The following is an 11555-nucleotide window of genomic DNA, read 5'->3' as shown; positions in this document are numbered from 1 at the left end:
TAGGCCCAAACCAAGACTATCAACAAGTTCTTCAGACAAACTCAACTCAGGCATTATCGAAATAATGCGATCTTTACTTCTATCCCATGTTTCATCTAACTTACACAGCTCGCAGTGAGTTAGTTTTGGCGCAAACAAATGCATTTTGTCGCCGGGCAAGCGACCTAACTCATCTAATTGCTCAGTGCTTAGTGAGGCTCCCATATACCTAACTTTATTTACCCATTTTCCTGACATTTCATATGCTTCAAGGACTTTCTCAAATTCCTCAGGCAAGGTCAGTTCTTTACGGTACACGTATGGAATGTCTATGACGAACCTACGGCATTTGCTATAAAGCACGCCATCCACGCTCTCATAGACTGGATTTTCAGGATGAACAATGTATTTTTTTAAATTGGGAAGCCAAGGCACATACAAATAAGAGTAAAGGTTGTCTTGAGTAGCATCTTCCTCATTAAGCTCAGTATTAGCAAAGCAGTTACTTACGCTATTATCTTGAGCATTATAGATAAAGCCATTTTTCCAGTAGCTCTCAAATTTACGGCCAATTAAGCTCTTAGGCAGCGTTAATGATTTAATTTTAGTCTCGTTGTCGAAGACTACACCACGCTCAATGAACTTAACGCCTTCAGGAATCACCACATCGCCGCCCGCTCCTGAATAACGAATTAGCGTACCATTATCTGAGATCTCAAAATCCATCGAATATCCTTACTACTAGTGCCCATAACTAAATAGAAAGCTGAGCTACATCTAAGCTAAAGCATAGTTATAGCATACAAGTACTTTGTGTGCAGCTACAACCTTAAAGATGACTTTCTGCTAGTCTTGGTGGTTCTAGCCTTACTTGTAAAATCTTGCTGCTTCTCAAGGAGCAGCGCAGTGGCTTCATGAGCTTTGTATTTGGTGGCCAAATCTAAGAGCTTAGTCATGGTTTGTTTTGATCTAATCTGATTAGATGTGATGATTGCATGAACAACCTGAGAATATGAGCGCGAGAGGGATACTCTAAATAAGTCAACAATATCTTTTGTTTTCAAATTTAAAAGATTAAAGATCTTAGCAAACTCATCTGGCCCCTTCTGCATGAACAAATTAATGATGTTCAATGGCATGGAGAAGCGCTTTTCCTCTGTAGAAGATAGCTCAATGAGTTTGGCAACCCCTGGCAAACAATAAAAGGTGGCGTGATGTATCCATTGATAGAATTCTATTTTTACAAGATACTCTTTTTTTTCGCTTATCAATGTTTGCATGTTGGCTCCATGAGAAATCATATAATCGGCGATCTTAAAATCACCACAGAGCAAAGCAAAAAAACAAAGAAGGTTACTAGCCCTATCACATTTAATATTCAAAATCCCACGTTCTGACAAAAGCTCCAGGCACTTTAAACGCTCATGTTCATCAATTGGAGCCAAGCTTCTTACCTCAAAATCTTTGGTAAAAGCTAACGCTGAATTTTCTTTTCCTTGATAAAGAATATGGTCACCTGTTACCCATAGATCATAGCCATAGTGATTAAGATGAAGCGGCAATGACTTACATCTGCGGTACTCTTTATCTGCAACCTCTAAGATCGCACGAAGCTTTTCAATACCGCCGTAGCGTATGGTTAACGCTATAGCAAAATTAAAAACATCGATGTATCTTTCCTGAACTCGAATATGTTCCCGAAGCACCTTTGGATCTATAGCTAGCAGAGCTTGAAGATCTTGCACACTGCCTCTTAAGATAACCTCAAAAAGATATTGCTTGAAGCCTGAGCTCGTTGATATATCAATCTTAGGCAGCCTATTTTTAGTCCATTCTTCTTTGTAAAACTTTTGTACCGCAGCAGATGAGCCTTCTACCGCCCAATTGTAGAGTTCCACCTCATTTCTAAGCAACATGTCGATATATTGTTCAGCAACCTCCTCATTATAGATTTGATGTTTGAAACAATAGCCTAAGAGTAGCCCCAAACCAAGACTATCAACAAGTTCTTCAAACAAACTCAACTCAGGCGTTATCGCAACAATGTTTCTTTTTCTTTTATTCCATCGTCCATGTAACTTACACATCTCGCATTGTGTTAAGTTTGGCGCAAACAACACCATGTCGCTTTTGCACAGCATTGCCATCTCATCTAATTGCCCAGCGCTTAGAGCTGTTCCCATATACTTAACAGCGTCTACTTCTTTTTCTACTCCATCAGATGCTCGTAGAACTTTCTCAAATCCCTCATGCAAGGTCACTAATCGACTCATCTGGCACGGTATGTCTATGACGAACCTATGGCATTTGCTAAGAAGTACACCATCGACACTCTCATAGATAGGATTTTCTGGATGAACAATGTATCGATCTAAATTTCTAAGCAAAGGCAAGTACAAATAAGAGTAGAGGTTTTCTTGATTAGCCTCTTGCTCTTTTAGTCTCATATTAACAAAGCAGTTGCTCACGCTATTGTCTTGAGCGTTATAGACAAAGCCACTTCTATAGTCGATCTCAAACTTACGGCCAATTAAGCTCTTAGGCAGCGTTAATGATGTAATTTTCATCTCGTTGTCGAATACTACACCACGCTCAATGAACTTAACGCCCTCAGGGATCACCACATCGCCACCCGCGCCTGAATAACGAATCAGCGTGCCATCATCTGAGATCTCAAAGTCCATAGAATATCCTCACTGCTAAGTGCCCATCGCTAAATAGAAAGCTGAGCACCAACTAAGCTCAATCATAGTGATAGCAAACAACTACTTTTGTGCCGCTACAAGCTTAATGATGACTTTTTGCTAGTCTTTTTGGTTTTGGTCTTGCTTTTAGACTCTTGTTGCCTCTCAAGGAGCATTGCTGTGGCTTCATGAGCATTGTGCTTTGTGGCCACATCTAGAAGCTTACTCAAGGTTTGTCTAGATTTAATGTGCTTAGAATTGATGATTGTACTAACCGCGCTATGAGAGGAGCTCAAGATTGCTTGTTCAAATAACTCTACTAGATCTTTTGCTTTGACATCTAAAAGATTAAAGATCTTGGCAAACTCATCAGGCCATTCCTGAATGATCACAGAAATACAGCTAGGTGGATAAGAGACTGGCTTTTCGTCACTAGCTAACAATTCAATGAATTTGACAACGCCTGGAAAATGATTGAAGTGAGCACTATATAGCCAATTGTAAAAGTTAACGTCTCTAAGATACTCTTTTTCTTCTTGCATGAATCTTTGCAGGTTTACGCCTCGAGACAGTAAATAGTTGGCGATCTTAAAATCACAGCACAGCAAAGCAAGAGTGCAGATCATATTAAAATCTCTGTTATCTTCGATTATCAATATCTCTCTATCACACAAGAGCTCTAGGCACTTTAAGCGCTCATCCTCGTCAAGTGGAGTCATGTTTCTTACCTCATCATTTGAGGTAATCGCAAACGCTGAGTGCGCTTGATAACTACAAAACAGATGATCTCCTGTAACCCAATAATTATAGAGTTTGCTATGAAGCTCTTCAGATAATGTCTTAGGTTTACGTTGCAATTTAGCTTCAGCATCTAACAGCAAACGCAGCTTATCTACACCACCATAGCGTATCGCTAAAGCAATGGCGTAATCGACAGCTTGTATAGCATTTCTTTTACGCCATAACGACTCTGTAAGAGGCTGTAGACTTTCATCGAGCAATTGTTGAAGATCTTGTACACTGCCTCTTAAGACTACTTCCAATAAGTAATGTGCTGAACCCACATCGCTTGATCTATCAATCTTCGGCAGCCTCTTTTGGGACCATTCTTTCTTGTAAAAATCAAGTATCCATGGAGCCATTACTTCTTTAGCAAATCTATAGAGTTCACACTCATATCTAAGTAGCATTTGAATGTAAGCATCAGCGCTCTGAGCATCATAGAACTCTTGATTAAGGCAATAGCCTGCAAGCAGTCCCCAACCAACGCTGGCAATATTCTCTTCACTCAAAGGTAACTTAGGCATTATCACAGTAATGTGTCTATTGCCAATGTTCCATCGTCCATGTTCATTGTAAGGCTCACAACGAGTTACATTTGGCGCAATCAAAGTAAGTTTTGGATAGCACCAGCTTGCAATCTCATCAAACATGTCTGCAGATATATAATGGCGCGTATACGTAACTTCATCTACATTAAATAACGTACCGTCAGCTGGCTTGAGGACTTTCCAAAAGTTATCATCCAAGGTCAGTGTGTCCTTGAAACTTTCTGGCATATGAATCAGAAAAGTGCGACAGCTGCTATAGAGTACACCATCAACACTCTCATAGACTGGATTTTCAGGATGAACAATGTATCTTTCTAGTCTGCTTAGTGATGGTATGAACAAATATGAGTAACGACCTGATAGCGAAGCAACTTTCTTGCTAGCCCTAGTATTAACAAAGCAATGGCTTACGCTATTATCTGTGGCGTTATAGACAAAGCCATTTCGATAATCGATTTTAAACTTACGGCCAAGGAAGCTCTTAGGCAGCGTTAAGGATGTAATCTTATCTGCATTGTCAAAGACTGAATAATGCTCGATGAACTTAACACCCTCAGGGATCACCACATCACCGCCCGCGCCTGAATAACGCATTAGCGTACCTTCTTGTGAGATCTCAAAATCCATCTACCTAAGCTCCTTAGCGCATACAAAAGTTAAAAATAACACCTAGATAAAATAAGACTAAACAGCATGGTATAGAGCTAGCAGCGCCCGCTAGAGCTCTATATACAACAGCTACAGCATCGTATAGAGGTAGCAGCGCCCGCTAGAGCTCTATATCCAACAGTTAAGGCTAAATTAAGCAAGCTACAAAGTTAATGAGGAGCGCACGCCTACGCTTTGCTCACCATGTTTGCGCAACTTATCTTGGTAATCAAGTATGATTGCTACCATCTCGGCTTGTGACTTATCTGACGCGTATTGTACAAGTTTCTTAATTAGCTTACTTGAAAAGTCATACGATGAGTCCAAGGCAGCTTTTAGTGAGTCAATATCATCATCCCTAACGATTGCGCTAAGAACTTCAAACATGTCGTCATCCTTAACTGTTATGAGCGGGAAAAGCTCTTTAATAAGCTCAACGTTGCCTGACACTCTGTACTTTAGCGGTTCTACAGATATAGGAAGCTTTACTCCAAGCTCATTGATTAACTTGGCAAAGTTAACCACGATTGACGCCTTGTGGGATAAAACGCCTGTATAAGTGATATCACGCTCAATCTGACTAACTACATCCCTGTTATCTGTTATAAAGGTTTTAAGACAAACCTTGCTAATAAGATCAGCAATCAAATCTTGACGATCTAGCATATAGCCATAGAAACAACGCCATTCTTTGGAGTAATTCGGCCTTAACAATTGCCTTGTAAGCAACTCAATACACTCAAGGCGTTCTTCAATACTAATAGGCTTCAAGCCATGAACTTCACCGTGCTTATCAACATTCAAAGTCATGGCACTGCCAAATCTAGGCTCATAACCAATTACTTGCCACAAGCCGAAACTGAACATCGATCTGGCAAAGATATCATCAAGATGTTTTCTATAGCTTTCGCTAAATATCGACTCGTTGAGCAGTGCCTTAAGCTTTGCAAGCCCTCCATACCTAAGTGCTAGCTCGACGATCGTCACTAGCTCGATATGTTTGTCTTTAATATATTTCTTGTTTTTTAAGCAATGCTTAAAATCCCTTTCACTGCCATATAGAACCTGCAACTTTATCTGTAGCGCAGCCTCTTGAGCATTAGAAACTTGCTTAGAAGGATCAGATTCCTGAGCCCATACATTTTTGTAATATGACAGTACTTTCGTAAGCTTTTGCTCATTGGCAAAAGGATATACTTTGTTCTCATGCTCAAGTAGCAATGATGAGTAATAAGCTTTATTTTGCTCATCGTATGCATCAGACTTATAGCAAAAGCCACAAAGACTTTGCCAACAGAAAGTCCTTTGATTATCATGAACTTGGTATTTCGGGGCAACTATGACTAAATTATGTCTAGGCGTTAAGTAGTGTTTAAAGAATTCATTTGCATTTGGCGCATACACTATCAATAGGTTATCTACGCCATGCTCAAACACTTCACTTTGTAGAAAGTTATCGAGACTCTCACATAACACAAGCTCATCTAATATAGTCACAATCACTGGTGGCCCTTGCAGAGCATCGTTATTATCAGTGCTTTGAATATATTCTTGATAAGAGCTATCCATAGCTAGCGGCAAGCTACTTTGCGATGGAGTGTCGAGGATAAATTTATCTTGGAACATCAGCACGCCAGATCGCTCGCTATATACTGCGTTATCTGCAGCTACAGCATAACTCTCTAAAAATGGCAGCTTTAACTCCAAAAGCTCAAATAACACATCATCCTGCTCAAGTGGCGCATCATCCTGCTCAAGTGGCGCAGCGCCATCTTTTTGATAGAGCTCAACGCTAAGAGCAGCGGAATTGTTGTATCGCAGCACATGTGCCTGATGGTCACTCCCTTGCTCATGCTTATGTCCAAGTAAGGTGCTAGGCAAGGTTAGAGTGGTGATCTTAACTTGTGGATCGAACACGCCCTCATGCGCAATAAATCTCACGCCTTCTGGAATGACAACTGATCCACCTAAGCCACTATAGCTTAGAAGCTCACCATCATCACTAATTACAAAATCCATAGTTAATCCTCATAAGTGCTTGTTTGCTTTACGTACTAAAGCGTCAATGGCGAGGTCGGAGCTAAGGTACTATCTTTTTCCTTACGTCTGTGGTTTTGATAGTTTAGAAGAGTAGCCACCATTTCATGATTAGCTGTATCATTTGCGATAGTGGCAAATCTCTTTAAGATCTCATCATCAAAATCATAGCCACAGTACAACATGGCTTGTAATAACTCTGGAGCTTCTTGACCCACAACCCTATAGAAGAAGACCTCTAAAGCATCATGATCTATGTACACAAGCGGGAATAGCTCATGAATAAGCTCTTCGGTGTTAACAACTATTGCAAGGTCATGAATCAAACCTAAACGAAGGAGTGCGCCTTTGCTTTTGGCCATCTTGGCAAAAGCAATGACGTGCTGTGGATTAGACTCTAAAACGCTAGCTAACGTGGTGTTGTACTCAAGAATTTCAGCATCGTCAGTTTGACTCGTGTACTGACTAAGATTGACTACAAAGTCCTTGAGATCTGCCTTATCTAATAGTGTGGCAGCTAAATCAGAGCGGCCTAACATATAGGCATAGAAGCACTTCCACTCATTGACACAAATAACATTAAGTAGGTCATGTGCCAAAAACTCAAAACAACTTAAGCGCTCCTCAACGCTTATTGGGCTTAAGTTACGTACTTCACCTTGAGCATTAATAAACAGTGAACCTGCTCTCGTGAAGGTAGGCTTATTGCCAATGACTCCCCAGATCCCATCCCGGGTATTACCCTTGTAGCTAATCTCATCGATATAGGCTTGGAGGTACTGACGCACTCTATCTTTAGATAGCAAGCACTTAAGCTTTTGTACACCACCATAGCGAATAGCTAACTGCACTGCAAAAGCGACAAGGAATACAAACTCTTCAGCTATTGACGGTTCATCACTAACAACATCATCAAAATCTAAAGATGAGCGCACATCATCAACTGTGCCATAGAGTATCGATTCAAAAAGCTGCTCAGTTGCATCCACATAGTTTTCTATGACTGGCTTGTGAACAAAACCCTGAGCCCATAAGTTTTCGTAATACTGACAAACTCGTTTGAGACCATAGTTTTTAGCGCGACGATAGCAATTAGCCTCATCAAAATACAGAAAAGCTCTACATACCTTTGCTTGCTCTTCATCAAACAACTCTTGCCTATAGCAAAAGCCAAGCAATGCAAAGAGCACAATAATGGAGTTGAGGTCACAACTATGAAGATTTGGCGCTACGACAATGTTGTTCTCTTTAGGAAACCAAGAAAATCCATCTTCACGTATCGCATGTGCCTTTAGAGCGTAGAAAATACAGAGATTGTCAGTAGACAGGTCAAAGATCTCAGATGTTTGATACGAGGCAAATAACTCTGGAGTTACAATTTCCTCGTCCAAATACGCAGCTAGCGGCGGCCCTGAAAAAGTGTCCTTAGCTTCATCAGAGTGAATATATTCTTGATATGAGCACTCAAGCTTAAATGGAAATGGCGATCTTTTAGGTATATCTAAGACAAAATCATGCTTGAACAAGAGCACACCTTCAATGGCTCTATAGACGAGATTACCCTCAGCGACCTCATAGCTTTCAAGGTCTGGAAGATCTAATGATAAGAGTTCAAATAGCTCATCATTAGCAGCCAGCGCCTTAGACGTATCACGCTGATAGAGCTCTACGGTGTATCCTGCAGCACTCTCGTTGTAGCGCAGCACATGTGCCTGATTGTCACTACCTAGCTTATGCTTGTGTCCAAGCAAGGTACTTGGCAAGGTTAGAGTGGTGATCTTAACTTGTGGGTCGAACACACCATCACGGGCAATAAATCTCACGCCCTCAGGAATGACCACAGCGCCCCCCACTCCACGGTAGGCAATAAGCTCACCATCATCACTAATCAAAAAGTCCATATCTGACCCCTTGTAAACTTATTGCACTATAAACCAGTGCTAGTTGTGCATTAGCATAAAGCCAAGATCAAAGTCCTTATGCTAGTGCCAAGCTAGTACTGAACATGTAATAAATCTTTCTTATCTCCCATCTTACAAGCAAATATTTAGCTAATAATTAGCGACTCTAAATGCCCATCTTATGCCGCTTGCAGCTGCACATTAAGCACTAGCTAAAGCTTAGGCATTGATAAATGATCCATCAAAGTTATTCTGACACATCTGCATGCTTGTGCCGCTGTTGAGAATCATATCGGCTATAACATCAAGGTCGTCTGTACCTTTAATGTAAGCTGCCCCTGCCTCTTTAGCTAGCTCGTGATTGCCTTGAGTTTGTTGGGCGCGATCCGTTTCTTCATCCGAATACTTAACCACAAACAAAGGCTTGCCCGAATTAAGACAGACCCTAGCGGCATGCATGGTTCCGCCATTAACTGAAGTTTGGATGACTAATGTAGCTAATGCTAAGCCTGACTGTAGGCGATCTCGGGCTACTAAATTGTATTTAGTAACAGGTGTCCCGACATCGTACTCAGACAAAAGCAGACCTCCTTTAAGCAATATCTCTTCTGCAAGATCCTTATTGCTTGGCGGGTAGACACTGTCTAGACCATGGCCAAGAAACGCAATGGTTTTACCCCCGGCATTTAGAGCACCACGATGTGCAATCGTATCGCACCCTTCTGCCAAACCTGAAACTATACAAAAACCTCTACGTGCAAACTCAGTCGATAAATACAGACCAGCTTTTTGTGCATTAGCAGTGTTGTTACGAGTTCCGATTACCGCTAGCCCTGGGCACTTAAGAGCATTAAGATCTCCCTTGTAGAAGAGCAAAATAGCTGGTTCTTCAGTTTTATTATCTTTGGTTTTTATGTGCCGTAGAGAACTAGGAAAGTCTTGCTCGTAGTAGGAAATAAGGCCTATTTGATTGGTTTTAGCCCTATCAATGATCTCTTGAGCAGTCTTAAGAGCCGCATCTAAATCAGAAGCTGTAATAAGAACCTTGCCTGCACCATCAGGATTTTTCTTTTTAACAGAACATTTTGCTAGAGCGCCAAGCAGCTCTGACGTACTAACAATACCTGAAATACTGTTGCCTACTTTCAGAATCGACTTTTTACCAACACCTTTTAATGACTTTAAGGCCAAGATTTGGCTTGTAGTTAGTGCCATAGACACCTCTGAAAATATGCAGGACTGATGTAATTTTGATTCCTATTCAGTTAATGGGATAAGACTTAGCTACACTCAATTAAGAGTGTAGCTAACAATGGCGTTAATTAGCCATTAATGATGTGGTAGAGCTTTAGGAAGATTAGATCTGAAGGTCGTTTAAGACGTTGATGATCTCAATCTGACGCTCATGGAAGAGGAGTTCTTTGTTGTGTTTGAAGTACTCATCACAACCGAAGGAGCTAATGAAGCTTACGGCATTTTTGTTGATGGTCAGCTCGCTAAGTAAGATCAAGATCTCTTGACCCTCACCAAAGGCTTGCTCGGCAAACTTAAATGCAGCATTAAGCTTACCTACAACCTTATCTGCATCACTCTCCATCTTCTTGACGCGCTTATCAAAGTCCTTTTTAACGGCCTTGAAAGCTACCTCATTGTCCTCTTCGCTACCAATGATATTCAGCTCTTCATGCAGGATATTCTCTACAGCCTTCATGCGACGAATAACACTTTGCGTTACGGTGCCACGATCTGCGGCATTTTTCAGCATATTGGAGTAATTATGCAGCAAGGTCTCAAAGAGATAGCGTGGAGTATTTGGATTGTTCTTTACTCCTTTCTTAAAGTCTTTTAATACTGCAAGTAAGTCCTTTAAGATCGCCTCTTCATCGTTAACCTTGCAGATATCTTCATGCAGCGCATTTAACATCAAGCCTAATAAAGCTAAGCGCTCATCAAATGCTGCGTTACTTGCACGAGCCATGATCTCATCACTAGCTTGACCATCTAAAATGCTGCTTACTTGATAATCAGAGCGATATTTTTTGAAGAGATCGTAGTAAAGGGCAAATTCCTTAGCGACCTTTGGATGCTGTAAGTATTGCTCAATTAACGGCAGATCAACTTTAATATTCTTCTCTTCGTAGAGCTTGAGCATAGCACTAAGATCAAGCCAACCACGTGCAGTCACAAAGTATCTACCGTCAACAGTGGTTTCGATCTTGTAGAAGTCTGACTTAATGGTCTCAAGATAAGTAAAGACCGCAGGGTGCACGCCTGAGCTTTGGGCATACTCCTTCCACACCATAAAGTCAGGGATAACCTCAATACGGCGCAGACGATCCCAAGTGGCAATATCAAACTCACGTACAGAATTGTTGTACTCAGGTGGGTTACCTGCAGTAACGACGATCCAGCCATTTGGCAGCTTGTGGCGACCAAAAGTCTTGTACTGCAAGAACTGCAGCATTACAGGAGCTAAAGTCTCAGAGGTACAGTTAATCTCATCTAAGAATAAAATACCCTCTTTAACACCAGTGGTCTCAATGTACTCATACACGGATGCAATGATCTCTGACATGGTGTACTCAGAGATCGCGTACTCCTTGCCGTCGTACTTCTTATGCTCGATAAGTGGCAGACCTAAGGCGCTCTGTCTGGTGTGATGAGTCATGGAATAGCTAATCAGACCAACACCAGCTTCATAGGCAATCTGCTGCATTACAGCAGTCTTACCGATACCTGGAGGGCCGAGTAAGAACACTGGACGCTGAACCTCAGGTGGGATTAAGTAATCACCGAACTCGTCTTTTGAAAAGTAAACGGTTACTGCGTTTTTGATTTGATCTTTTGCTTGTTTAATATTCAAGGCAAAACCCTCAGTAAATGTAGGTCTGTATTGCTTAATTCTGTAGTCATTCAAGCTAGGCACTTAGGCACCGTGGACAGCACTGGATTATTTGTACTAATGCCAGTTCAGT

7 protein-coding genes are annotated in these 11555 nt (G+C 41.2%); all 7 read right to left on the bottom strand.

The genetic code is table 11. The features are described from left to right. Positions 1-705, bottom strand: a 705-nt coding sequence (locus tag RDO37_RS09820; RefSeq protein WP_308498957.1) for a hypothetical protein, incomplete at its 3' end; no start/stop codon positions are given. A gap of 95 nt (positions 706-800) precedes the next feature. Further along, positions 801-2663 carry a hypothetical protein gene (locus RDO37_RS09815; protein ID WP_308498956.1) on the bottom strand — a complete coding sequence of 621 codons (1863 nt, stop codon included), beginning with the start codon at positions 2661-2663 and terminating at the stop codon, positions 801-803. 95 nt (positions 2664-2758) lie between these two features. Next, positions 2759-4621, bottom strand: coding sequence for a hypothetical protein (locus tag RDO37_RS09810; RefSeq protein WP_308498955.1), 1863 nt, complete (start codon positions 4619-4621; stop codon positions 2759-2761). A gap of 183 nt (positions 4622-4804) precedes the next feature. Further along, on the bottom strand, positions 4805-6364 hold the full coding sequence (locus RDO37_RS09805) for a hypothetical protein (protein ID WP_308498954.1): 1560 nt from the start codon (positions 6362-6364) through the stop codon (positions 4805-4807). Positions 6365-6696: 332 nt separating this feature from the next. After that, a complete protein-coding gene (locus RDO37_RS09800) occupies positions 6697-8580 on the bottom strand; it encodes a hypothetical protein (RefSeq protein WP_308498953.1) in 1884 nt (627 codons plus the stop codon). Between the two features lie 219 nt (positions 8581-8799). After that, positions 8800-9795, bottom strand: coding sequence for a DNA-processing protein DprA (locus RDO37_RS09795; RefSeq protein ID WP_308498952.1), 996 nt, complete (start codon positions 9793-9795; stop codon positions 8800-8802). Between the two features lie 142 nt (positions 9796-9937). Continuing rightward, complete coding sequence (locus tag RDO37_RS09790; RefSeq protein WP_308498951.1) at positions 9938-11443, bottom strand: MoxR family ATPase; 1506 nt, start codon at positions 11441-11443, stop codon at positions 9938-9940. Positions 11444-11555: the final 112 nt, after the last annotated feature.

This window comes from uncultured Anaerobiospirillum sp. (assembly GCF_902485895.1).
GTDB lineage: Bacteria > Pseudomonadota > Gammaproteobacteria > Enterobacterales > Succinivibrionaceae > Anaerobiospirillum > Anaerobiospirillum succiniciproducens.
The sequence above is the reverse complement of the archived record's forward strand: the minus strand, read 5'-3'. Positions and strand labels throughout refer to the sequence as shown.

What these genes read in the sequence shown, in the direction of transcription:
- RDO37_RS09815 (WP_308498956.1), bottom strand. Translation starts at nt 2,663, where the DNA reads ATGGACTTTGAGATCTCAGATGATGGCACGCTGATTCGTTATTCAGGC.
- RDO37_RS09810 (WP_308498955.1), bottom strand. Translation starts at nt 4,621, where the DNA reads ATGGATTTTGAGATCTCACAAGAAGGTACGCTAATGCGTTATTCAGGC.
- RDO37_RS09800 (WP_308498953.1), bottom strand. Translation starts at nt 8,580, where the DNA reads ATGGACTTTTTGATTAGTGATGATGGTGAGCTTATTGCCTACCGTGGA.
- RDO37_RS09795 (WP_308498952.1), bottom strand. Translation starts at nt 9,795, where the DNA reads ATGGCACTAACTACAAGCCAAATCTTGGCCTTAAAGTCATTAAAAGGT.